This is a genomic window from Nocardioides taihuensis (genome assembly GCF_042657275.1).
Taxonomy (GTDB): domain Bacteria; phylum Actinomycetota; class Actinomycetes; order Propionibacteriales; family Nocardioidaceae; genus Nocardioides; species Nocardioides taihuensis.
Window position 1 is genome coordinate 248,474 of the sequence record NZ_JBHSKD010000018.1, and the last position, 22,753, is coordinate 271,226.

Here is a 22,753-nt window from a genome sequence, read left to right on the forward strand (position 1 = left end):
CCCGACGAGGCACGATGACCACCGTGTCGCGCGATCCCGTCCCCCCGGTACCGCCCGGGGGCGCGCCGGAACGCTCGGCGAACGACCGGGAGCTGCGCCGGCTGGCACGCGGCAGCACGCTGAACCTCGCCGGCAGCTTCGTGACGGTCGTGCTGAACATCGTCCTGCCGGTCATCATCACCCGCAACTACGTGCAGGGCGAGGCCGGTCTCTTCTTCCAGGGCGCGGCGCTCTTCACGATCCTGATCAACGTCGGCACGGTGGGCGCGGACACCGGCGTCCTCCGGTTCCTGCCACGAGCGGTGGCCCTCGACCGGCGCGCCGACCTGCGGCGGTCCCTGGTCATCGCCCTGGCGCCCGCGGTGGTCTTCAGCCTGCTCGTGGGCGGCCTGGTCCTCCTGCTGGCCGGGACGCTGGCCGACCTGCTGACGGACACCGCGGCTGCCAGCGACCAGTTCGCCGGCGTGCTGCGGGTGCTGGCGCTCTTCCTGCCCGTGGCCGTCGTGTACGTCGTGCTGATCGCGTCCAGCCGGGGGCTCGGCTCGGTGCGCCCGCTCGTGTTCGTGGAGAAGATCGGACGCAACTCGGCCGAGACCGTCTCGGCCGGCACCGCCGCCACCCTGGGGGCGCCCATCATCCTGATCACCGTCGCGTGGGTCGCGCCCTACCTCGCGGCGCTGCTGGTGATCGCCCTGTGGGTCGCGGGCCGTCTGCGCCGCATGGCCGCGCTGGCAGCCGACGGTGCGGCGCCCCGCCCGTGGCGCGAGATGACCGGTGAGTTCTGGCGGTTCTCCGCCCCGCGCGCCGTCTCGAGGATCTTCACGATCGCGCTGCAGCGCTTCGACGTCCTGCTGGTGGCGGCGCTGCGCGGGCCGGCCGACGCGGCCGTGTACGCCGTGGCCACCCGCTTCCTCGTGCTCGGCCTGATGTTCGTGCAGGCGATCCAGCAGGTGATGGCCCCGCGCATCGCTTCCAGCCTCGCCGTCGACGACGTGGGTGTCGCCAAGACGCTCTACCGCACCACGACGACGTGGCTGACGCTCGTGTCGTGGCCCATCTACCTCGTGGTGATGCTGTTCGCGCCGCTGCTGCTGAGCATCTTCGGGTCGTCCTACGAGCGCGGTTCCCTGGCCGTCGTGGTCCTGTGCGCCGCGATGCTCGTGGCCACGGTCTGCGGCCCGGTCGACTCCATGCTGCTGATGGCGGGGCGCAGCGTGCAGAGCCTCGTCAACACCGGCCTGGCGCTCGCCCTCAACGTGAGCCTCGACCTCGTGCTCGTGCCCTGGCTCGGTGTCTCCGGAGCCGCCCTCGGCTGGGCCGCCGCGATCCTGCTCAACAACCTGCTGGCGCTGTGGCAGGTGCACCGCGCCACCGGCCTGCACCCGTTCGGGCCGGGCACGCGGTCGGCGATGCTGATCTGCGTCGTCTCCTGGTTCCTCGTCGTCGGCGCGGTGCGACTGGTGACCGGGCCCACCCTCGTGGGCCTGCTCGTCGGCGGCGCCGCGGGCGCCGCGTGCTTCGCCGTGCTGGCGGGTCGCCGCCGTGGCGTCCTCGAGCTGGCCGCCCTGGCGTCGGTCGCCGAGCCGCTCACCCGGCGCCTGCGCCGGGCCCGTTGAGCCGGTCGCGCCGGCTCAGTCGCGGTAGCCGTAGCGCAGCAGGCCCGGCCACGTCAGCGCCGTGACCACCCGGCGGTCGCGCGCAGAGAGGCCCTCGCGCCAGGCCTCGTCGGGACGCAGCGGGATGGCGCCGGTCTGCAGCCGCATCGGGTTGCCCCACACGCTGTGGTCGGTGGCCAGGCGCACCGACGTCGGCCCCTCGAAGGGCAGCTCCTCCTCGGTGACGGTGAGATCGAGGAAGGCGGCGATGTCACGGGTAGCGTCGCGCGGCGCGCGGACGAAGTCCTCGTAGCGCACCAGCAGTCGCGGCGACCCCGTGCGACCCATCGTCTCGAACAGCGCGTTGTCGCTCAGCCAGCCGGCACAGACCTTCGCCGGCGACTTGCGCAGCATCTCGCGCCCGTCCTTGTCCGCGCGTGCGACGTGCTTGGTCCACGAGTAGGCCACCCCGTGGCTGCGGCGCACGAGGTGCAGGACCCGCAGGTCGACTCCGCTCGCCTGCCGGGCCACCAGCGCCACCTCGGGCTGCTTGGAGTTGTCGATGACCACGGCCCCGCCGCTCTCGGCGGAGATCGCGCGGTAGAGCGGTCCGAGCAGGCCGACGTACTCGTCGACGTCGTGCGCGAACCTGCCGACGGGACGCACCAGCAGCTCGGGGGTGTGCCGGTGCCGGGTGACGCTGCGGCGCAGGTCGTTGGCCCGACCGGCGTCCACGCCGTCCCACCCGCCGAAGGCCCGCTGTCCGACACCGGTCCAGAAGGGGCACTCGAGGAAGGGCTGCCCGCACCCGCAGGTGCGGTTGCGCAGCACGCCGTAGGTCCAGATCCAGCAGAGCTCGCCCACCGACACCGCGCCGGGCAGGCTGCCGAGCACCCGGGAGACCAGGGTGCTGCCGCTGCGACCGATGGCCCCGAGGTAGCAGACGGTCGCGGGTGCCGTGTCGCCGTCCGCACCGGCCTGGGAGTCCGGCCCGGTCGCGGGCGCGCGTGGAGGAGTCGGCACCACTCCATCGTGCCGCGCGGACCGTGCGGTCACCGGTCAGGCCGGGCGGTGTTTCACCAAAACGGGTGAACTTCGAGCCCGCCACCGGGAGCGGATCCGGGTGGCGGCTTTGATCGGTGTCAGGCGCGGGTGGCCGGACGGGACCGCTCGGGGGGACAGAGGTGGACTGATGGCACGAGTTCGGCAGCGGGTACGGCGCGCAGGCGCGACGGTGGCAGTGGCGGTGGCCCTGGCCCTGGCCGCCCCGGCAGCGGCGTTCGCGGGCGTCGTCGGCGACTGGAGCATGGACGAGACGGCCGGGTCGACGCTCATGGTCGACTCCTCCGGCAACGGGCTCGACGGCACCATCGGCTCCGACGTGGTGCTCAACGAGCCCACCGGCGACGGCGGCTACGCCTACCGGTTCAAGGGTGACTGGCGCATCGTCAACGACAACCGTCTGGTCAACTGGCCCGACGACGAACGGCTCGACCCCGGCACCTCGACGTTCGCGGTGACGATCCGCGTCAAGACCGGCGCGCTGGACCCCAACATCATCCAGAAGGGCCAGGCCAACCAGGCCGGCGGCTACTGGAAGTTCGTGCTCAAGAAGGGATGGCCGCGGTGCCACTTCCGCGACGAGTTCGGCAACACCAAGGCCATCGGGTTCGTCAACAGCACGCTCCCGGGCTCCAAGGTCGCCGACAACCAGTGGCACACGCTGCGCTGCGAGCGCACCACGACCGGCGTGAAGATGACGATCAACTACGGGGAGCCCAACGAGATGAGCAAGTTCATCCGCGGCACGATCGGCACCATCGACAACAGTCGGCCGATGTCGCTGGGTGGCAAGCTCGACTGCGACGGGCTGGAGGTCACCTGCGACTACTTCGCCGGCGCGGTCGACTGGGTGAGGATCGAGAAGGGCTAGTGAGGTCCGACGCGCGGTCTCTCGGGGGGCTGCGGGTCGCAGCCCTGGCCGCGCTGCTGCTCGCCCTGCTGCCGTGGCTCACCGCATGCACCGGCGACGACCTCGACGCTGTCGACCCGCCCGTCGTGCTCCAGGACCCCTCGGACGCCAGCGAGGGATCCCGGGACGACGCGCCGGCCTCCGCGACGCGGGAGCGGGACTCGCTGGTGCTCGAGTTCCCGGGGGGCAGCACCGAGGAGCTGCTGACCAATTCCGGTGACCGGCACCTGCTGGTCTCGCACGTGAGCTCGGCGGACGGGGAGATCGCCAGCGTCAGCGACGCGCCCGACGGTCAGGCGCTGCGCTTCCCGCGCTACGACCCGAAGGGCGAGGACTTCGCGATCCTCAAGGTCCGCAGCCGCGGGCTCGACGACCTGCTGAGCCCCGGACGGAGGAGCTTCGTCTTCGGCGCCGACGTCGCCATGGACGACGTGACCACCGGGACGGCGTCCGACAACGGCGACAACCTCGTGCAGCGCGGGCTCTACGAGAGCTCCAGCCAGTACAAGATCCAGGTCGACGACGGAGCGGTGTCCTGCCGGGTCGCCGGCCTCCTGGGCGAGGTGCTCGTCTACGGGCCCTACCGGCTCCAGCCCGACGACTGGTACCGGATCCGGTGCCATCGCGAGGGTGACAGCGTCACGCTCGCCGTGGCCCCGCTGTCCGCCCGCGGCCCGGGCCGCTGGGAGAGCCGCAGCGAGACCGGCAGGATCGGGCCGGTGCTGATGGCCGCTGACATGCCGATGTCGGTGGGCGGCAAGCTGTCGTGGTCGGGTGAGCTGCTGCCGTCGTCCACCGACCAGTTCAACGGTCGCGTCGACCGCGTCTACTACCACCGCGACTGAGCCCCCTGCGGGGGGGCGACGCCCCTCCCCGAGTGGGGGAGCCACGGAGGAGGGACGCCGCATTGCGAGCCCGACCTCGCGGCCGACGTACGGGTCGTGGGCCGTCGGACCCGTCCCCAGCGTTGCGCGCCGGAGGTCGCCCTCCATCCCCCCATCTGGGGAAAACGGCCCGCTCAGGTGTCCTGCTGGTGCCAGCCGACCGCGTGGGCGATGCCGACCGCCGCCAGCTGGGAGGAGACCTCGAGCTTGGAGAGGATCGACTTCACCTGGGTGCGCACCGTGGCCTCGGAGACCACGCTCGCCTTGGCGATGTCGCGCACGGTGTGACCCTCCGTGAGCTGGCCGAGCACCTCGCGCTCGCGGGGCGTCAGCCGGTGCAGCCGGTCGCGCATCTCGTGGTGCTCCTGGCGGTCGCGGTGGAACTCCGCCAGCAGCTCCTCGCGCGTCTCGCGGTCGAGGACCGAGAGGCCCTGGTTGAGCCGGCGCACCGTGGAGAGGATCTCCTGGAGTGGCTGCGACTTGGTGAGCACCCGCCGGGCGCCGTGGAAGTAGCACTCGCCCCAGCGCGAGCGGTCCCGCGAGGCGGTGACCACCACGACCTGCGCGCCGGTGCGGGCCAGCGGCGCGATCATCCGGGCGCCGTCGATGTGCGGCCCGAGGTCGAGGTCGAGGAGCACGATCCGGGGGCGCAGCCGGGTCGCCTGGGCGAGCAGCGGGCCGGGCGAGCTGTCGTTCTCCGGCACGCTGATCCGGCGGACGTCGTAGCCCTCGACGGAGAGCGCCAGGTCGAGCGACTCGGCGAAGAGCGCGTGGTCCTCGATGATCAGGATGCGCAGGCTGCTGCGGGGCAGGGGTGCGCTCACCGCTTGGTCGTCCCGCCGGGCGGTCGCGACCCGGCCAACGCCGTACGCCGCGCTCCGCGGCGGTCCCGGCGCCCGGCGCCCGCGGCCGGGAGGCCGATCACGAATTCCGCACCCTGGCTCGCCGGGGTGTCGGCCAGCCGGAGGTAGCCGCCCTGCTCGTGGACCAGCCGCTGGGCCACCTGCAGGCCGTGGACGGGGTAGGGCGCCGGGCCCCGGTCGGCGCCGTCGAAGATCCCCTCGCGCGCCTCGGCGGGCACGCCGGGGCCGCGGTCGGCGACGTGGATCTCCACGCTCTCGTCGGCCCGGCGGACGTCGATGACCGCCTCGGAGCCGGGTGCGTGGCGCGCGACGTTGTCGATGAGGACGTTGACCGCCCGGGACACGTCGTCGGCACGCACCTGGGCGCTCAGCCCGCTCGGGCGCCACTCGACCGGGTTGCCCCGGGCCTGCAGCGCGACGACGAGCGGGTAGATGGCCTCGTCGAGGTCGACGGCGGCACCGGCGTCGGCCCGCTCGTCGTGGCGCGCGGCCATGGTCTCCTGCAGGCGGGTGATCTCGGCGTCGACGAGCTGGTCGAGCTGCTCGCGCCGGCTGGCGGAGATGTTGGCGTCACCGCGCAGCAGCCGGGTGGCGGACACGATGCCCGCGACCGTGCCGGCGAGCTCGTGCATCGACTCGCGCTCGCGACGCTGGCGCGCCTCGGCCTCGAGCAGCCGGCCCTGCAGCCACCGCATCTCGCGCCGCTGCGCGCGGACGGTCTGGAGGACGAGGGCGACGGTCACGCCGGTCAGCAGCAGGCCGCCGGCGAGGTTGGTCACGATGGTGATCGCGGCCCGCGCGTCCCCGAGCGGGTAGTGGTAGGCCAGCACCTGGCCGAGGCTGAGCAGCACCAGGGACGCGGCCACACCGGCACGTGCCCACTCCGCGACGCCCGGGACCCGGAGCAGCGCGAGCGCGACCAGGCCCGCCAGCACGAGGAGGGTCACGCCGGCGATCACGTCGGCCTCGCCCGGCAGGCCGACCGGCGGCGCCACCAGGGCCAGGGTCACCCTGGCCACCGAGATCAGCACCCCGAGCGCGAGGCCCGCAGGGAGGGGGTCGCGGGTCAGCAGCACGCGCTGGGCCACCAGCAGGAGGGCGACGGCGCCGACGGCGACGACGACGTCGAAGGTCAGCAGCCACGCCGCCCGGTCGTCGTACGCCTCGGGCTGGAGGGCGCGCAGCCCGCTGCGCGTCGTGGCGTCGACCGCCCACGCGGTCAGCACGAGCAGCAGCCACCCCTGGCGCGGGTCACCGGCGATGCGCCAGCGCAGGTACAACAGGCCCGACGCGCCCACGACCATGGCGGAGGCGAGCAGGCCGCTCAGCAGCCCGGCCGCTGCCCACCCGCCTTCGCGCGCGGTCAGGGCGACGGCAGCCGCGTACGGCACCGCCACGATCAACAGGAGAAGTGTGGTGCGGCGCCACGACCACACACCCCTCGGCACTCCCAGCATTTCCGTCCCGCTCCCCAGCACACGCCGACCGTGGGAGCCACCCGTTTGACTCCCAGGACCGACAGCCTCAAGACGGAGGCATCCGAGCCTGCCCCCAGAGTCTTGGCACACGCTGCCAAGACAGGTGTCCACTCTTACCCTCTCCGTGGCGACATACCACCTTTTGGGGAGGATCTTTCGTTGCCGGGAGGTAAAAAGAATCGCGCCGGGGTAGACCGGGGGCCGCCGGCCGACAAGGGTTCGTCAAGTTCCGCGGTAGATCCGGGCAATCGCCGGTCCATCCCCAAATTCAGGGTGATGGACGACGTGCCGACCATCACACCCTCCGCCCCGGACACCATGACGAGTGAACGACGCGGGGGGTCGTCGTTGCCCGGGTCCAGGGCCGGTCGGACTCCGGGTCCTTACTGACCCCGGCTGGGAAGCGGCCGGACGACGAGGACTGAGGACTCCGTGAACGTGCAGACGGTGGAGACTCACCACGACCCCGCGGTCGGCACCGGCCCCGCGGCGGCCGGCGCAGCGGTCGCACAGCTGTCCGTGCGGCTCGCCGTCGTCGAACGCGAGCCGCTCGTGGCCTCGACGGTGCGACGCGCGCTCGAGACCCGAGGCGTGGACGTGACCCTGGTCCCGTGGAGCGGGGGAGGCGACGAGGCCCAGGTACGCCGCGGGGTAGCCGCCGCCCACGCCGACCGCGTGCTCCTTATGACCCCCCTGTCCCCGTGGCCGCTCCTGCGGGAGGCGCAGGCCCTCGTGCTCGGCGCGACGGAGCGCTGGCTGCTGCTCACCGTGACGCCGCCGGGTCCGGCCTGGGGCGCCATGCTCGACGCCGGGGTGGAGGCCGTCCTGCCGAGCTCGACGGGTCTCGACGCCACCGTGACCGCGCTCGAGCGGTCGACGTCGGGGCTCGCCGTGATGGACCCCGCGCTCGAGGCGCGGTTGCGCCAGGACTGGCAGGGCATGACCACCGAGCTCGCGCTCATGCGCCTGCGCCTCGACCGGCTGAGCCCGCGCGAGACCCAGGTGCTCGAGCGCCTCTACGACGGCGACGTCGTCCGGCAGGTCGCCGACAACCTCGGGGTCACCCAGCACACGGTGCGCACCCAGGTGAAGTCGGTGATGAGGAAGCTGGAGGTCAACACCCAGCTCGCGGCGGTGGCCGTCTTCGGGTGGGTCAAGGAGCACCCGCTCGCCCCCGGGGACGTCCGGTAGGAACGCGACTCCGGCCGACCTAGACTGGCCGCCCACCCCCTGCCGTCGCGGTCGGGGGCCTTCCGTGCTGTCCCGCAGGAGCTCTCGTGCACCTCTCCGGCCTGGCCGACGCCGTCCTCGCCGACCCGACCCTCGCCGCCGCCCTCGCCGACGCACGCGAGGGCGTCACGGCCGCCCTCGACCTGACCGGCCCCACGCCGCTGCGGCCCTTCGTGGTCAAGGGCCTCGTCGACGCGGGGCGCACCGTGCTCGTGGTGACCCCGACCGCCCGTGAGGCCGAGGACCTCGAGGCCGAGCTGCGCGACCTCCTCGACCCCGCCGTCGTCGCCGTCTACCCCAACTGGGAGACGCTGCCCCACGAGCGCCTCAGCCCGCGCAGTGACACCGTCGGCCGGAGGCTTGCCGTGCTCCGCCGCCTGTGCCACCCCGGCGTCGACGCCGCCAACGGCCCGCTGCGGGTGGTCGTCGCCCCCGTGCGCTCGGTGCTGCAGCCGCAGGTCAAGGGTCTCGGCGACCTCGAGCCGGTCGAGCTGGCGCCGGGCGACACCGCTCCGCTCGACGAGCTCGTGCGGCGCCTGGCCGACGCGGCGTACTCTCGTGTCGACCTGGTGGAGAAGCGTGGCGAGTTCGCGGTCCGCGGCGGCATCGTCGACGTCTTCCCGCCGACCGAGGAGCACCCGCTGCGTGTCGAGCTCTGGGGCGACGAGGTCGAGGAGATCCGCAGCTTCGCGGTCGCCGACCAGCGCACCCTCGAGGCGGTCGACCGCCTCTGGGCGCCGCCGTGCCGTGAGCTGCTGCTGACCGAGGCGGTGCGCGAGCGCGCCCGCGCGCTGGGCGAGACCCACCCCCAGCTGCTCGAGCTCACCGACAAGATCGCCGCCGGCATCGCCGTCGAGGGCATGGAGTCGCTCGCGCCGGCCCTCGTCGACGAGATGGAGCTGCTCGTCGACCTGCTGCCCGACGACACCCACGTGCTCGTGGTCGACCCCGAGCGTGCGCGCTCCCGGGCCCACGACCTCGTCGCCACCAGCGAGGAGTTCCTCGGCGCCTCGTGGGCCGCGGCCGCCGGCGGGGGATCGGCCCCGATCGACCTCGGTGCGGCGTCCTACCGCAGCCTCGGTGACGTGCGCGAGCACACCCTCGACCGGTCGTTGCCGTGGTGGACGATGAGCCCCTTCGGCATCGAGACGCCCGACGAGGCGCCCCTGCGCGACGCCCTCGGGAAGGTCGTCTCCTCCGGCGTCGACCCCGAGGTCGGCGCGGTCGAGAGCCGGGCGCTCCCGGCGCGTCCCGCGGAGTCCTACCGCGGCGACCTCGAGCAGGCGGTCAAGGACCTCGACCAGTGGCGCGCCGACGGCCACCGCGTCGTCGTCCTGCACCCCGGCCACGGCCCGGCCCAGCGGATGGTCGAGCTGCTCGCCGAGCACGACGTGCCCGCCCGCCTCGTCGACGAGATCGCGAGCGGCGACCTCGACGGCACGACCGGCGTGGTGACCGTGAGCTGCGGGTCGCTCTCCCACGGCTTCGTCGACCACGTGAACCGCCTCGTGGTGCTCACGGGGGAGGACCTCTCGGGCCAGAAGGCCTCGACCCGCGACATGCGCCGGATGCCGGCGCGGCGCAAGAAGCAGATCGACCCGCTCGAGCTCTCGGCCGGCGACTACGTCGTCCACGAGCAGCACGGCGTCGGTCGCTTCGTGGAGATGAAGCAGCGCGAGGTCGGCGGCGCGGTGCGCGAGTACCTCGTCCTCGAGTACGGCGCGTCCAAGCGCGGCGGCCCGCCCGACCGGCTCTACGTGCCCGCCGACGCCCTCGACCAGGTCACCCGCTACGTCGGCGGGGAGCAGCCCAGTCTCGACCGGCTCGGCGGCGGCGACTGGGCCAAGCGGAAGGGGCGCGCCCGCAAGGCGGTGCGCGAGATCGCGGCCGAGCTGATCAAGCTCTACGCCGCCCGCCAGGCCACGCAGGGCTTCGCCTTCGGCCCCGACACCCCGTGGCAGCGCGAGCTCGAGGACGCCTTCCCCTTCCAGGAGACCCCCGACCAGCTCAGCACCGTCGACGAGGTCAAGGGCGACATGCGCCGCACGGTGCCGATGGACCGCCTCGTGTGCGGCGACGTCGGCTACGGCAAGACCGAGATCGCCGTGCGCGCGGCGTTCAAGGCGGTGCAGGAGGGCAAGCAGGTCGCGGTGCTCGTGCCGACCACGCTGCTGGTCACCCAGCACCTCTCGACGTTCCAGGAGCGGATGAGCGGCTTCCCGGTCGTGATCAAGGGCCTCTCGCGGTTCCAGACCGACAAGGAGGCGCGCGAGGTGGTCGCTGGCCTCGCCGAGGGCCGCGTCGACATCGTGGTCGGCACCCACCGGCTGCTCAACCCCGACATCCGCATGAAGGACCTCGGGCTGATCGTCGTCGACGAGGAGCAGCGCTTCGGCGTCGAGCACAAGGAGCAGATGAAGCGGCTGCGCACCAGCGTCGACGTGCTGTCGATGAGCGCGACCCCGATCCCGCGCACGCTCGAGATGGCGATCACCGGCATCCGCGAGATGTCGACCATCACCACCCCGCCGGAGGAGCGGCACCCGGTGCTCACCTACGTCGGCGCCTACGAGGACCGCCAGGTGGTGGCCGCCGTACGCCGTGAGCTGCTGCGCGAGGGCCAGGTCTTCTACATCCACAACCGGGTCAACTCGATCGAGAAGGCCGCGGCCCGGATCCGCGAGCTGGTGCCCGAGGCGCGGGTCGCGGTCGCGCACGGGCAGATGGGCGAGCACCAGCTCGAGCAGGTGATGCTGGAGTTCTGGGAGAAGCGCTTCGACGTCCTCGTCTGCACCACGATCGTCGAGTCGGGCCTCGACGTCTCCAACGCCAACACGATGATCATCGAGCGGGCCGACACCCTCGGCCTCTCCCAGCTGCACCAGCTGCGCGGCCGCGTCGGGCGCAGCCGCGAGCGCGCCTACGCCTACTTCCTCTACCCGGCCGAGAAGCCGCTCACCGAGACCGCCCACGAGCGGCTGGCCACGCTGGCCCAGCACTCCGACCTCGGCGGCGGCATGGCGATCGCGATGAAGGACCTCGAGATCCGCGGCGCCGGCAACCTGCTCGGCGGTGAGCAGTCCGGCCACATCGCCGACGTGGGATTCGACCTCTACGTGCGGCTGGTCGGCGAGGCCGTGCACGAGTTCAAGGGGGAGGCCGAGCCGGAGCTGCGCGAGGCCCGCATCGAGCTGCCGGTGGACGCCCACCTGCCGCACGACTACATCCCGAGCGAGCGCCTGCGCCTCGAGATGTACAAGCGCCTGGCCGAGGTGCGTTCCGACGAGGACGTCGACCTGCTGAACGAGGAGCTCCTCGACCGCTACGGCGAGCCGCCGCAGGTGGTCACCTCGCTGCTGCTCGTCGCCCGGTTCCGGGCGCGGGCCCGGGCCGCGGGCGTCGGCGAGGTCACGATCGCCGGCCGCAACGTCCGCTTCGCCCCGGTGTCGCTGCCGGAGTCGCGGGTGGTGCGGCTGCAGCGCCTCCACCCGAGGAGCATCTACAAGGCGCCGGTCGGGACACTGCTCGTGCCGCGTCCGCAGACCGCGGTGGTCGGGGGCCGCCCGATCGACGGGGTCGCCCTGCTTGAATGGGCCCGGTCGGTGATCGACTCCGTGATCGATCCCCGTGAGCAGCAGCAGAAGGAGAACCCGTGAGCACCACCCTCCGGTCCCTCAGCCGTTCCGTGGGCCGGTCGCGCCTGCGCCTCGGCGCCGGCCTCGCGCTGGCCGTCGTCCTGCTCACCGGGTGTGCCGGTCTGCAGCCCGGCGTGGCGATCGTCGTCGGCGACGAGCAGATCTCGGTGAACGAGGTCGACGACCTCGCGAGCAGCATCTGCGACCTCGAGGAGGCCAACCCCACGCAGGGCCAGGACTCCGGCACGCAGGTGGTCGGCTCGCAGGTGCGCAACTCCGCCATGCAGGCGCTCGCGCTGCGCTCGATCGCCGACCAGCTCGCGGCCGACTACGGCATCGAGGCGGGCCAGGACTACCAGGCCGCCGCCGACCAGGTTCGGCTCCAGTACGGCGGCGTCGACTCCGACCTCGTCGACGCGGCGATGCCGGCGTACACCTCGGGCGCCTACTTCGTGAGCATCCTGCGCCAGATCGGGGCGCAGGAGAGCGGCGCCGACCAGGACAGCGACGAGGCGCTGGCCGCGGGCATCAAGGTCGCCCAGCAGTGGGAGGACGACCACGAGATCGAGACCAACCCCTCCTTCGACAGCTTCAGCATCGGCGACTCCTCCATCGAGAGCGAGCGCTCCGACCTGGCCCGGGCGGCCGGCGACACGGCGAAGAAGGCCGCCACGGCCGACGCTGCCTACATCGCCACGCTGCCCTCGACCCAGCGCTGCGGCTGACGCTCCCGTGACCGCGTCGGGCGAACCCCTCCTGGAGTTCCTCGACGTGATGCGCCGGCTGCGCGCCGAGTGCAGCTGGAAGGCCTCGCAGACCCACCGCTCGCTGGCGCGCTACCTGCTCGAGGAGACCCACGAGACCCTCGAGGCGATCGACACCGGTGACGCCGAGCACCTCCGCGAGGAGCTCGGCGACCTCCTGCTGCAGGTCTACTTCCACGCGGTGATCGCCGAGGAGTCGGGCGAGTTCACGCTCGACGACGTGGCCGCCGACGTCGTGGCCAAGATGCACCGCCGCAACCCCCACGTCTTCGCGCCGGAGGGGGAGGAGCGGGCCGAGGGCGGCGACCCCGCCGCGATCAACGAGGCCTGGGAGGCCATCAAGGCCGCCGAGAAGTCGCGCTCCTCGATCACCGACGGCCTCCCGCCCGGCCTCCCGGCGCTGCTCCACGCCGACAAGGTGCTCGACCGAGCGGCCCGCGCCGGCACGCCGCTCGACCCGGCCGGCGACGACCTCGGCTCCCGCCTGCTCGCCCTCGTCGCCGAGGCCCGCGCGGCCGGGATCGACCCCGAGCAGGCCCTCCGCGACGCCGTCCGCGCCCGCCTGTCGCCATGACCACCTGGCTCACCTCCCCGGCCCACCGCCGCTGGCTCGAGGCCGAGGGCGACCGGCTGCTCGCGTTCGCCCGCGCCTCCCGCCACCCCGACGGTGGCTTCGCCTGGCTCGACGACGCCGGGCGCCCCGAGCCCGACCGACCCGTCGAGCTCTGGATCACCTGCCGGATGACCCACGTCTTCGCGCTGGGCGAGCTGCTCGGCCGACCGGGCTGCGGGCCGTTGGTGGAGCATGGGCTCGCGGCGGTCCGGGGCCGCTTCCACGACGCCGTCCACGGCGGCTGGTACGCCGCGGTCGACGGCTCCGGCCCGGTCGGCACCGCGAAGACCGCCTACCCCCACGCGTTCGTGGTGGTCGCGGCGTCCAGCGCCGCGGCCGCCGGGCACACGGAGGGCGAAGCGCTGCTCGCCGAGGCGCTCGAGGTGCTGCTCGGACGGTTCTGGGACGACGAGCACGGCATGGTCGTCGAGGAGTGGGACGAGGGGTTCACGGCCCTCGACCCCTACCGCGGCGTCAACGCGAACATGCACGCGGTCGAGGCGCTGCTGGCCGCGGCCGACGTCACCGGCGACCGGTCCCTGCTCGAGCGCGCGCAGCGGATCACCACCCGCGTGGTGCACGACCTCGCCCCGGCCCACGACTGGCGGATCCCGGAGCACTTCGACGAGGCGTGGCGGCCGCTGCTCGACTACAACCGGGAGTCGCCCGCCGACCCCTTCCGCCCCTACGGCGCCACGATCGGCCACTGGCTGGAGTGGTCGCGGCTCTCGCTCGACCTCGCCGCCGCACTGGGAGCCGAGGCGCCGTCGTGGCTGGGCGAGCACGCGCGGGCCCTCTTCGACGCCGCCGTCGCGGAGGGCTGGGCCGTCGACGGCGCCGACGGCTTCGTCTACACCGTCGACTGGTCGGGGGAGCCGGTGGTCCGCGAGCGGATGCACTGGGTCGCCGCCGAGGCCACGGCCACCGCCGCAGCCCTCGCGGCCGCGACCGGCGACCCGGCGTACGACGCGTGGTACCGCACCTGGTGGGACCACGTCGCCGCGGTCTTCCTCGACCGCGAGCGGGGCTCGTGGCACCACGAGCTCGACCCCTCGCTGCAGCCCAGCGCGGTGGTGTGGCGCGGCAAGCCCGACGCCTACCACGCCTTCCAGGCCACGCTCTTCCCGCGCCTGCCGCTCTCGCCCACCCTCGCCACCGCCCTGCGGGAGGGCCTCCTCGACCGCTGACCCGCCGTTAACTAACGGCGGGTCAGCGTGGGGTCCCAGCGGAGGTTGTGGAGAAGTCAGGCACGCCGGCCCAGCGTGTAGCGGATGTCGACGTGCAGCCGGCTGCGGCCGTCGGGGCCGCGGTCGGCGTCGAGCAGGTCGGCGACGCGGGCGAGGATCTCCTCGTGCTTCTCCTCGGGGGCGCGCATCCACAGCCCGCGCATCGCGGTGCCGAGCGACCAGACGCGCCACTGCTCGACGTCGTCGAAGGGCACCGCGACCCGCAGCGCGTCGGTGCGGACGTCGGCGGCGCCGGCGTCGCGGAGCAGACCCTCGACCCCCTCGTCGGTCGCGTAGACGTCGGGCATCGAGGTCGTGGCCGGGCGTCCGGTGTCGTGGTCGTACTCGGCGAAGAGGTCCTCGATCGCCTTCCAGGTGCCGCTCCAGGGGCGGAACGTCGCGACCCCCAGACGCCCGCCCTCGTCGAGCAGGTCGAGCCAGCGCGGCAGCGCGTCCTCGGGCTGCGGCAGGAAGAAGAGCACCAGCGACGACGCCACCACGTCGTACGACGCGGGCGGCAGCGACGGGTCACTGGCGTCGCCGTGGAGCACGCGCACGTGGTCGAGGCCGCGCGCGGCAACGGCTTCGGAGGTCAGCCGCACCATGCCCGGCGCGACGTCGAGCGCGTCGACCCGGCCCTCGGGCCCCACCGCCTCGGCGAGCGGGAACGTCGCGGCGCCGCGGCCGGCGCCGAGGTCGGCGGCGCGTTCACCGGGTCGCGGCGCGAGACGCTCCACGAGCCCCTGCGCGATCGTGGTGAAGAACGGCACGCCGGACTGGTCGTAGGAGGCCGAGAGGGTGTCGAACATCCCGGCCCACTGGTGCACCTGCTCCTGCGGGGTGGCGGCACTCATGCATCGAGGCTAGGTGCGGCTCACCCCGAGCACCACCCGCCCGCACCGCGGGTGCTGCGCGGATCGTCCCGCGCCCGCGGTTAGGCTGCCGTCGTGGCCAGTATCGAAGCAGTCGGCGCCCGCGAGATCCTCGACTCGCGCGGCAACCCCACCGTCGAGGTCGAGGTGCTCCTCGACGACGGAGCGTTCGCGAGGGCGATGGTGCCGAGCGGCGCCTCGACCGGCGCGTTCGAGGCGGTGGAGCTGCGCGACGGCGGCGACCGCTACGGCGGCAAGGGGGTGCAGCAGGCCGTCGACGCCGTGATCCAGAAGATCGGCCCGGCCGTCGAGGGCCTCGCGGCCGACGACCAGCGGCTCGTCGACCAGACGATGCTCGAGCTCGACGCGACGCCCAACAAGGCCGACCTCGGTGCCAACGCGATCCTCGGCACCTCGCTGGCCGTGGCCCGCGCGGCCGCGGAGTCCGCCGGCCTCCCGCTCTACCGCTACGTCGGCGGCCCCAACGCGCACCTGCTGCCCGTGCCGATGATGAACATCCTCAACGGCGGCTCCCACGCCGACTCCAACGTCGACGTGCAGGAGTTCATGATCGCGCCGATCGGCGCCCCCACCTTCCGCGAGGCGCTGCGCAGCGGCGCCGAGGTCTACCACGCGCTCAAGTCGGTGCTGAAGAAGCGCGGCCTGGCCACCGGCCTCGGCGACGAGGGCGGCTTCGCGCCCGACCTCGGGTCCAACCGCGAGGCGCTCGACCTGATCGGGGAGGCCGTGTCCGCGGCCGGCCTGACGCTCGGCACCGACATCGCCCTGGCGATGGACGTCGCCGCCTCGGAGTTCTTCGGGGACGGCTCGTACGCCTTCGAGGGCGGCTCGAAGTCGGCCGACGAGATGGCGGCCTACTACGCCGACCTCGTCGCGGCGTACCCCATCGTCTCGATCGAGGACCCGCTCGACGAGGAGGACTGGGACGGCTGGAAGGCCATCACCGACCTGCTCGGCGACAAGATCCAGATCGTCGGCGACGACCTCTTCGTCACCAACGTCGAGCGCCTCCAGCGCGGCATCACCGGCGGCCAGGCCAACGCCCTGCTGGTGAAGGTCAACCAGATCGGCTCGCTGACCGAGACCCTCGACTCCGTCGAGCTCGCGCACCGCAACGGCTACCGCTGCATGATGAGCCACCGCTCGGGCGAGACCGAGGACACCACGATCGCCGACCTCGCCGTGGCGACCAACTGCGGCCAGATCAAGACCGGCGCCCCGGCGCGCTCCGAGCGCGTGGCCAAGTACAACCAGCTGCTCCGCATCGAGGACGAGCTCGGCGACGCGGCGCGCTACGCCGGCGCCGGCGCGTTCCCCCGCTACCAGGTCTGACCCGTGCCCGACAGCCGTCGCTCGCCGCGCGCCTCGCGCCCGCGCTCCCGCTCCGGTCCGGGGCGGGTCCCGGGGGCCACGAGCGGCGGGGCGATGCGCGGCGGGCGGTCGGCGGGCGCACCGGTACGCGGCGCGGCCGGTCGTGAGGAGCCGCAGCGGCCCCGCTTCACCGGCCGGATGCTGGTGCTCGTGCTGGTCGTCGCGGTGCTGGCGGTCTCCTACGCCTCGTCGCTGCGCGCCTACCTCCAGCAGCGCGCGCACATCGAGGCCCTCAAGGCCGACATCTCCGAGCGGCAGGCCAGCATCAACGACCTCGAGCGCGAGAAGCGCCGCTGGAACGACGACGCGTACGTCGAGGCCCAGGCCCGCGAGCGCTTCGGGTTCCTGATGCCGGGGGAGACGTCCTACGTCGTGCTCGGCGAGGACGGCAAGCCGCTCGAGAGCCAGACCGAGCTGCCCGACGCCAGCGACGTCGGCCAGCAGCCGCCCGAGGCGTGGTGGGGCAAGGCGTGGGACTCCGTCGTGCTGGCCGGTGAGCCCCCGCGCGCCACGCCACCCCCCGCCACCGAGATCGACGCGCCGGCCGGCGAGCGCGGCAGCGGGGCCGGGGAGTGATCGACGCGGCCGACGAGGCCGCGGTCGACGCCCAGCTCGGCCGCGAGCCGCGCGGCGTGCACGGCGTCGGCCACCGGTGCCCGTGCGGGCTCCCCGACGTCGTCACCACCGAGCCGCGGCTGCCGCAGGGCACGCCGTTCCCGACGACCTTCTACCTGACCTGCCCGCGCGCCGCCTCACGGATCGGCACCCTCGAGGGATCGGGGCTGATGAAGGAGATGCAGGACCGGCTCGGCGCCGACCCCGACCTGGCGGCGGCCTACCGCGCCGCGCACGAGCGCTACCTCGAGGCACGCGCCGAGGTGGGCGCCGCCGCCGGGCTCGACGTCCCCGAGATCGAGGGCATCTCCGCGGGCGGGATGCCCGACCGGGTCAAGTGCCTCCACGTGCTGGCGGGGCAGTCGCTGGCCCAGGGTCGCGGCGTGAACCCGCTCGGTGACGAGGTGCTCGACCTGCTCGGGTCGTGGTGGGACGACGGGCCGTGCGTCGAGGTCACCGACCCCGCGGGCGGCGGCTCGTGAGCACGATCGCCGCGATCGACTGCGGCACCAACACGATCAAGCTCCTCATCGGCGACCTGCCCGAGGTGGCCGTGCGCGAGACCCGGATGGTGCGGCTCGGCCAGGGCGTCGACCGCACCGGGCGGCTGGCCGACGAGGCGCTGGAGCGGGCGTTCGCCGCGCTCGACGAGTACGCCGCGATCCTCGCGCGCCACGACGTGGCGCGGATCCGGTTCTGCGCGACCTCGGCGACCCGCGACGCGGCGAACGCCGCGGACTTCACCGCCGGCGTGGTGGCACGGCTCGGGGTCGAGCCCGAGGTCCTGTCGGGGGAGGAGGAGGCGGCGCTCGCCTTCGCGGGTGCCGTGCGGCACCTGCGCGTGCCCCCGGAGCCGCCGGTGCTCGTCGTCGACATCGGCGGCGGGTCGACCGAGCTGATCCTCGGCTCACCCGGCGCCCCCGCCCCCGACGCCGCGCACTCGATGGACATCGGGTCGGTGCGGCTGCACGAGCGGCACCTCCACTCCGACCCGCCGACGGCCGCCGAGGTCGCGGCCTGCGTGGCCGACATCGACGCCACCCTCGACGACTCGCTCCGGACGGGGGGAGTCGACCCCGGCGCCGCGGCCACCGTCGTCGGCGTGGCCGGGACGGTGTGCTCGGTGGTGGCCGGCGTGCTCGACCTGCCGGCGTACGACCGCGACGCGATCGACCAGGCCGTGGTCGCCGACGCCGACGTGCACGCCTTCACCCACCGCTTCGTGGCGATGGCCCTCGACGACCGTCTGGCCCTCCCGTGGCTGCACCCCGGCCGCGCCGACGTCCTCGACGCCGGCGCCCTCGTCCTCTCCCGGATCCTGCGCCGCACCCGCCCGACCCACCTGGTCGCGTCCGAGGCCGACATCCTCGACGGGATCGCCTGGTCGCTGGCCGACTGAGCCCTCGCGACGTTTCACCCGGGGCGGGGTGGGCACGGGGGCTGCATGAGCAACCAGACGGACACCTCGACGCGCCGGGCGGCGCCCACCGGCGACGAGCCGGTCGGCGCGCTCGTGCACCGGCTGAGCGAGCAGCTGCCCGAGCTGGTCCGCAGCGAGCTGCGACTGGCCCAGGCCGAGCTCACCGAGAAGGGGAAGCGGGCCGGCCTCGGCGTCGGCCTGTTCAGCGTGGCGGGGCTGCTGGCCTTCCTCGCCCTCGGCACGACGGTCGCGGGCGCGGTGCTCGCGCTCGACCTGGTGCTGCCGGCATGGTCCGCGGCGCTGCTCGTGGCGGCCGTGCTGCTGGTCGCCGCCGGCATCGCCGCACTGGTCGGCAAGAAGGAGGTCACCGAGGCCACCCCGCCGGTCCCGGAGCACGCCATCGCCGGCGTCAGGCAGGACGTCGCCACCGTGAAGGGCGGTCACACGTCATGAGCCACACCCGCAACGGCACCACCCCGAGCACCCCCGAGGAGCTCGAGGCCGACATCGCGCGGCAGCGCGACGAGCTCGCCGACACCGTCGACGCGCTCCACCACAAGCTCGACGTCAAGAGCCGGGCGCAGGACAAGGTCGCCGACCTGCGGGCGCGGGCCACCACCGACACCGGGAAGCCGCGGCCGGCAGCGGTCGCCGTGGCCGTCGGCGTGGTCGCGCTCGCGGTCGGCGGCCTCGTCCTGCGCCGTCGGCGTGCCTGACGCACGCCCGACGGCGGCGGAACCCCGCCAGAACGATCCGGAAGCACCGACAGAGGAGAACCCCTGATGAGCAAGCTCACCCTGCTGGCCGCCGGCGCCGCCGGCTACGTGCTCGGCGCCCGTGCCGGACGCCAGCGCTACGACCAGATCGCCCAGACCGCCCGCTCGGTGATGGGCAACCCGAAGGTGCAGGCCGCCCGGCAGCAGGCCCAGGACGTCGCCGCCGAGCAGGCCGCCAACCTCGGCGAGAAGGCCAAGGAGACCGCGTCGACCTTCGCCTCGACCGCGGCCGACAAGGTCCGACGCGACGAGGGCGCCCACGCCGGCACCACGACCCCGTAGCCCACCCCGCACCACGAGGAACGACCGTCGGCGGCAGGATGTCCGGGTGACCGACCCGGGCGTCCTGCTGCCGCACCCGCTCACCGGGCGGCCGTTCGCCTCGCCCGTGCCCCCGGGCACCGGGTGGCCCGGTGACCCCGCCGACACGACCACGCCGGTCGCCGCCACCGCCGCGGACGTGCACCGCCTCGCCGCGGACGCCGACCTCGCGACCCTCGACGCGGCCGTCAGCACCTGCCGGGCGTGTCCGCGCCTGGTCGCCTGGCGGGAGGAGGTCGCGACGACCAAGCGGGCGTCGTACGCGGGGGAGCCCTACTGGGGCCGACCCGCCCCGGGCTTCGGCCCCTCCGACGCCCGGGTGCTCGTGGTCGGCCTCGCGCCGGCGGCGAACGGCGCCAACCGCACCGGCCGCGTCTTCACCGGCGACCGTTCGGGCGACTGGTTGTACGCCGGGCTGCACCGCGCCGGCCTCGCCAACCAGCCGACCGCCACCCACGCCGGCGACGGCCTCGAGCTGCTCGGCACCCGCGTGGTCGCGACCGTCCGCTGCGCGCCGCCCGCGAACAAGCCGACCCCCGCCGAGCGCGACACCTGCGCCCCGTGGCTGCACCGCGAGCTCACGCTGCTCACCGAGGTCCGCGTGGTCGTCGCCCTCGGCTCGTTCGGCTGGGACGCCGCCCTGCGCACCTGTGCCGCGCTCGGCTGGGCCGTGCCCCGGCCGCGCCCGCGCTTCGGCCACGGCGCCGAGGCCGTGCTCACGCGCGCCGCGGCGGGGGGTGCCAGCGAGGAGGTCACCCTGCTCGGCTGCTACCACCCCAGCCAGCAGAACACCTTCACCGGCAAGCTCACCGAGCCGATGCTCGACGCGGTGCTCGGCCGCGCCGCGTCGTTCGCCTGACCCGTCGACCGGGGATACTCGGTCCCTGCCCCCGTATCCCAACCGGCAGAGGAAGCCGCCTTAAAAGCGGCTCAGTCTGGGTTCGAGTCCCAGCGGGGGCACCGGCCGCGCCGTGCTGATACCCCCGGTTTTGGCGATTCGCAGGCCGCCCCGGAGGGGGATCGTGGAACGAAGTCGTCTCGGGATGGGGGTCGTCCCTTGCCAGTGCAAGGGACAACGGGACAGAGGAGTTGGTCAGGGTGCGCAGACTGTGTCTAGCGGCGGTGGTGGGGCTCGCGATGCTGGCAGCCGGGGTGCAGGGGGGCGCAGCGGCGTCGGCGGCCGCGCGCCAGCCGGCGGCGCCGTCGGCCACCTACCAGGCCACGGTGATGGCTGACTGGCAGATGAACGAGTCACCACCGACCATGGTCGACGACTCGGGCAACGGCCTCGACGGCTACATCGGCACGAGCGTGGTCACCAACTGGGCGACCGGCGACGGCGGCACCGGCTACCACTTCGCCGGCCCGTTGAACGTGCAGAACCGCGAACGCCTCGTCCTGGTCGACGACACCCCGATGCTCGACCCGGGGACCGACACCTACTCGGTCATCGTGCGCTTCCGGACCTTCGGTTCGCGCCCCAACATCCTGCAGAAGGGGCAGTCGGAGGACGCCGGCGGCTACTGGAAGCTGGTCATCCACACCGGCTGGCCGCGGTGCCACTACCGCGACGAGAACTACAACACCAAGGCGATCGGCTTCGTGAGGTCTCCCGACCCCAACGCCAAGGTCAACGACGGTGACTGGCACACGCTGCGCTGCGAGCGCAACGCGAACTCGGTCTGCGTCTACCTCGACGAGGGCACCCCGACCGCCATGTCGAACTGCATCCAGGGCAGCATCGGCCTCATCGACAACAAGTGGCCGCTGTCGATCGGCGGGAAGATGCGCTGCGACCCGCTGAGGGCCAGCACCACCTGCGACTACTTCAACGGCGACATCGACTGGGTGAGGATCGAGCGACCGGTGGCACCGTTCGGGTCCTCGGGCTGAGGGCGACCCGTCGCCGACCCGGCGGCCGGCGCTGAGGGGACACTCGCCCCGGCCGGCCGGGTCCTTCGGCCCTGTGCCGGACCGTCGCAACCGGAGCATCGTGCTGGCGTGAGCACCCTGCTGATGACCGGCTTCCCGGGGTTCCTCGGCTCCGCCCTGCTCCCGCGCCTGCTCGCACGGCGCGAGGGCAGCACGGCGGTCTGCCTGGTGCAGCCCCGCCACCTCGACACCGCCCGGGCCCGGGTGGGGGAGATCGAGCGCGAGCACCCCGACACCCGCGGCCGGGTCACGCTCGTCACCGGCGACCTCACGCGCCGCGGTCTCGGCCTCGACGACGACGGCCGCGCGGCCGTCGAGGGCGTCACGGAGGTCTGGCACCTCGCCGCGGTCTACGACCTCGCCGTCGCGCCCGCGCTCGCCCACGCCGTGAACGTCGACGGCACCGCCGCCGTGATCGACCTGTGCCGCACGCTGCCGGGGCTGACCCGCCTGCAGTACGTCAGCACCTGCTACGTCAGCGGCCGCTACGAGGGCGAGTTCCCCGAGGACGGGCTCGACGAGGGCCAGGAGTTCCGCAACCACTACGAGTCCACGAAGTACGAGGCCGAGATGCTGGTGCGCAAGGCGATGGCCGACGGCCTGCCCGCGACCATCTACCGCCCCGGCATCGTGGTCGGTGACTCCACGACCGGCGCCACCCAGAAGTACGACGGGCCGTACTTCCTGGCCACCTTCCTGCGCCGCCAGCCCAAGGTCGCGCTGGTGCCCGCGCTCGGCGACCGCGACCGGGTGAAGGTCTGCGTCGTCCCGCGCGACTTCGTGGTCGACGCCATGGACGTGCTCTCGGTGCTCGACCGCTCCCTGGGCCGCACCTACGCCCTGACCGACCCCGAGCCGCCGTCGGTCCGCGAGCTGGTCACGGCCTTCGCCGGCCACCTCGGCAAGCGTCTGGTGTGGGTGCCGCTGCCCCTGCGGCCGGTGCACCTGCTCGTCGGGTCGGTGCCGGGCATGGAGCGGCTGATGGGGCTGCCGGCCGAGGCCCTCGACTACTTCGCCTCGCCCACGACGTACGCCACCACGCAGACCACCACTGACCTCGAGGGCACGGGCGTGACCTGCCCGCCGTTCTCGTCGTACGCCGACCGCCTGCTCGACTACATGCTCGCCCACCCCGAGGTCGACGCCCACGCCATGGCCTGAGCCG

Annotated in this window: 22 protein-coding genes and 1 tRNA gene; 19 read left to right on the forward strand and 4 right to left on the reverse strand. The window is 73.6% G+C overall.

Going from position 1 to position 22,753, the window contains the following annotated elements:
• Positions 1–14 precede the first annotated feature (14 nt).
• Positions 15–1,616: a lipopolysaccharide biosynthesis protein gene (locus tag ACFPGP_RS15065; RefSeq protein WP_378591489.1), complete on the forward strand. Its 1,602-nt coding sequence runs from the start codon at positions 15–17 to the stop codon at positions 1,614–1,616.
• Between the two features lie 15 nt (positions 1,617–1,631).
• Here the strand turns inward: ACFPGP_RS15065 and ACFPGP_RS15070 are convergent, their stop codons facing one another.
• Entirely contained in the window at positions 1,632–2,618 is a 987-nt protein-coding gene (locus tag ACFPGP_RS15070; protein ID WP_378591490.1) for a sulfotransferase domain-containing protein, read from the reverse strand.
• Positions 2,619–2,787: 169 nt separating this feature from the next.
• Here ACFPGP_RS15070 and ACFPGP_RS15075 point away from each other — a divergent pair, with 169 nt between their 5' ends.
• Together ACFPGP_RS15075 and ACFPGP_RS15080 are read left to right on the forward strand one after the other, a co-directional pair.
• On the forward strand, positions 2,788–3,528 hold the full coding sequence (locus ACFPGP_RS15075) for a LamG domain-containing protein (RefSeq protein ID WP_378591491.1): 741 nt from the start codon (positions 2,788–2,790) through the stop codon (positions 3,526–3,528).
• Positions 3,528–4,412: a hypothetical protein gene (locus tag ACFPGP_RS15080; protein WP_378591492.1), complete on the forward strand. Its 885-nt coding sequence runs from the start codon at positions 3,528–3,530 to the stop codon at positions 4,410–4,412. Before ACFPGP_RS15075 ends, ACFPGP_RS15080 begins: the two co-directional genes overlap by 1 nt.
• 173 nt (positions 4,413–4,585) lie before the next feature.
• Here ACFPGP_RS15080 and ACFPGP_RS15085 read toward each other — a convergent pair whose 3' ends face one another.
• Together ACFPGP_RS15085 and ACFPGP_RS15090 are read right to left on the reverse strand one after the other, a co-directional pair.
• The gene (locus ACFPGP_RS15085) at positions 4,586–5,275 is read right to left on the reverse strand and encodes a LuxR C-terminal-related transcriptional regulator (RefSeq protein ID WP_378591494.1); all 690 of its coding nucleotides are present in this window, start codon (positions 5,273–5,275) and stop codon (positions 4,586–4,588) included.
• Positions 5,272–6,711: a sensor histidine kinase gene (locus ACFPGP_RS15090; RefSeq protein ID WP_378591531.1), complete on the reverse strand. Its 1,440-nt coding sequence runs from the start codon at positions 6,709–6,711 to the stop codon at positions 5,272–5,274. Before ACFPGP_RS15090 ends, ACFPGP_RS15085 begins: the two co-directional genes overlap by 4 nt.
• 513 nt (positions 6,712–7,224) lie before the next feature.
• On the opposite strand from ACFPGP_RS15090, the gene ACFPGP_RS15095 reads away from it, so the two are divergent.
• From ACFPGP_RS15095 to ACFPGP_RS15115, 5 genes are all read left to right on the forward strand, one after another.
• Positions 7,225–7,983 (forward strand): response regulator transcription factor, encoded by a 759-nt coding sequence (locus tag ACFPGP_RS15095; protein WP_378591495.1) that lies wholly within the window; start codon positions 7,225–7,227, stop codon positions 7,981–7,983.
• Between the two features lie 86 nt (positions 7,984–8,069).
• Complete coding sequence (gene mfd, locus ACFPGP_RS15100; protein ID WP_378591496.1) at positions 8,070–11,678, forward strand: transcription-repair coupling factor; 3,609 nt, start codon at positions 8,070–8,072, stop codon at positions 11,676–11,678.
• Positions 11,675–12,382 carry a putative periplasmic lipoprotein gene (locus ACFPGP_RS15105; RefSeq protein ID WP_378591497.1) on the forward strand — a complete coding sequence of 236 codons (708 nt, stop codon included), beginning with the start codon at positions 11,675–11,677 and terminating at the stop codon, positions 12,380–12,382. Before mfd ends, ACFPGP_RS15105 begins: the two co-directional genes overlap by 4 nt.
• A 7-nt stretch (positions 12,383–12,389) precedes the next feature.
• Entirely contained in the window at positions 12,390–12,995 is a 606-nt protein-coding gene (locus ACFPGP_RS15110; RefSeq protein WP_378591498.1) for a nucleoside triphosphate pyrophosphohydrolase, read from the forward strand.
• Positions 12,992–14,221, forward strand: a complete 1,230-nt coding sequence (locus tag ACFPGP_RS15115; protein WP_378591499.1) for an AGE family epimerase/isomerase — start codon at positions 12,992–12,994, stop codon at positions 14,219–14,221. The genes ACFPGP_RS15110 and ACFPGP_RS15115 overlap by 4 nt, the downstream gene beginning before the upstream one ends.
• Positions 14,222–14,277: 56 nt before the next feature.
• Here ACFPGP_RS15115 and ACFPGP_RS15120 read toward each other — a convergent pair whose 3' ends face one another.
• Positions 14,278–15,114, reverse strand: a complete 837-nt coding sequence (locus ACFPGP_RS15120; RefSeq protein WP_378591501.1) for a class I SAM-dependent methyltransferase — start codon at positions 15,112–15,114, stop codon at positions 14,278–14,280.
• 93 nt (positions 15,115–15,207) lie between these two features.
• On the opposite strand from ACFPGP_RS15120, the gene eno reads away from it, so the two are divergent.
• The 11 genes from eno (at position 15,208) to ACFPGP_RS15175 (ending at position 22,749) form a co-directional block, all read left to right on the forward strand.
• Positions 15,208–16,485: a phosphopyruvate hydratase gene (eno, locus tag ACFPGP_RS15125; RefSeq protein WP_378591502.1), complete on the forward strand. Its 1,278-nt coding sequence runs from the start codon at positions 15,208–15,210 to the stop codon at positions 16,483–16,485.
• 3 nt (positions 16,486–16,488) lie between these two features.
• Positions 16,489–17,100 carry an FtsB family cell division protein gene (locus ACFPGP_RS15130; protein ID WP_378591504.1) on the forward strand — a complete coding sequence of 204 codons (612 nt, stop codon included), beginning with the start codon at positions 16,489–16,491 and terminating at the stop codon, positions 17,098–17,100.
• Positions 17,097–17,621, forward strand: a complete 525-nt coding sequence (locus tag ACFPGP_RS15135) for a DUF501 domain-containing protein (RefSeq protein ID WP_378591505.1) — start codon at positions 17,097–17,099, stop codon at positions 17,619–17,621. The genes ACFPGP_RS15130 and ACFPGP_RS15135 overlap by 4 nt, the downstream gene beginning before the upstream one ends.
• Positions 17,618–18,538 (forward strand): Ppx/GppA phosphatase family protein, encoded by a 921-nt coding sequence (locus tag ACFPGP_RS15140; RefSeq protein ID WP_378591506.1) that lies wholly within the window; start codon positions 17,618–17,620, stop codon positions 18,536–18,538. The genes ACFPGP_RS15135 and ACFPGP_RS15140 overlap by 4 nt, the downstream gene beginning before the upstream one ends.
• Before the next feature lie 45 nt (positions 18,539–18,583).
• Entirely contained in the window at positions 18,584–19,012 is a 429-nt protein-coding gene (locus ACFPGP_RS15145; RefSeq protein ID WP_378591508.1) for a phage holin family protein, read from the forward strand.
• On the forward strand, positions 19,009–19,275 hold the full coding sequence (locus ACFPGP_RS15150; protein ID WP_378591509.1) for a DUF3618 domain-containing protein: 267 nt from the start codon (positions 19,009–19,011) through the stop codon (positions 19,273–19,275). The genes ACFPGP_RS15145 and ACFPGP_RS15150 overlap by 4 nt, the downstream gene beginning before the upstream one ends.
• Positions 19,276–19,341: 66 nt before the next feature.
• Positions 19,342–19,617, forward strand: a complete 276-nt coding sequence (locus ACFPGP_RS15155; RefSeq protein WP_378591511.1) for a hypothetical protein — start codon at positions 19,342–19,344, stop codon at positions 19,615–19,617.
• A gap of 46 nt (positions 19,618–19,663) precedes the next feature.
• Complete coding sequence (locus ACFPGP_RS15160; RefSeq protein ID WP_378591512.1) at positions 19,664–20,515, forward strand: uracil-DNA glycosylase; 852 nt, start codon at positions 19,664–19,666, stop codon at positions 20,513–20,515.
• 27 nt (positions 20,516–20,542) lie between these two features.
• A tRNA-Leu gene (locus ACFPGP_RS15165) sits at positions 20,543–20,616 on the forward strand.
• A gap of 162 nt (positions 20,617–20,778) precedes the next feature.
• Entirely contained in the window at positions 20,779–21,549 is a 771-nt protein-coding gene (locus ACFPGP_RS15170; protein WP_378591514.1) for a LamG domain-containing protein, read from the forward strand.
• Positions 21,550–21,657: 108 nt separating this feature from the next.
• Entirely contained in the window at positions 21,658–22,749 is a 1,092-nt protein-coding gene (locus tag ACFPGP_RS15175; RefSeq protein ID WP_378591515.1) for an SDR family oxidoreductase, read from the forward strand.
• Positions 22,750–22,753 lie beyond the last annotated feature (4 nt).